Source organism: Lysobacter sp. TAB13, from assembly GCF_052113885.1.
Taxonomy (GTDB): domain Bacteria; phylum Pseudomonadota; class Gammaproteobacteria; order Xanthomonadales; family Xanthomonadaceae; genus Lysobacter; species Lysobacter gummosus.
In genome coordinates this window covers 1-361 of sequence record NZ_JBFRDR010000403.1, presented here as the reverse complement: position 1 = coordinate 361, position 361 = coordinate 1, and the positions used below count along the sequence as shown (strand labels likewise).

The following is a 361-nucleotide window of genomic DNA, read 5'->3' as shown; positions in this document are numbered from 1 at the left end:
GCCGATGCCAGTCGAGCATCGTGTTGTAGCGCGAGAGAACGGGGATCGAGCGGCTGCGTGCCGTGTCGGCGATGGCCTCGACGAAGCTGCGATAGCGTTCGGGATCTTTCACCGTCGGAAAGTACTGCGGGTCGAGGATCACGAGGCCGGAGCCGGCCTGGCGGACGGCCGCAATCCCGTCGGAGACCATGGCCTCGAAGGCGGCGAGATCACCACCCGGTCATGCGTCGTGGTTAGTCTCGCCCGCCACAGGAGGAACGCAGCATGAGCGATGAACTCGTCTTCTACACAAACCCAATGTCACGCGGCCGGATCGTGCGCTGGATGCTGGAGGAAGTCGGCCAGCCCTATCGCACAGAAT

The 361-nt window shown here is 63.7% G+C and carries 1 protein-coding gene and 1 pseudogene; one reads left to right on the top strand and one right to left on the bottom strand.

Going from position 1 to position 361, the window contains the following annotated elements; genetic code table 11:
- The coding region (locus tag AB4Y92_RS26720) for a hypothetical protein (protein ID WP_441822366.1) at positions 1 to 190 on the bottom strand (190 nt) is incomplete at its 3' end.
- Positions 191 to 264: 74 nt separating this feature from the next.
- On the opposite strand from AB4Y92_RS26720, the pseudogene AB4Y92_RS26715 reads away from it, so the two are divergent.
- A pseudogene (locus AB4Y92_RS26715) lies at positions 265 to 361 on the top strand (glutathione S-transferase); the annotation flags it as partial.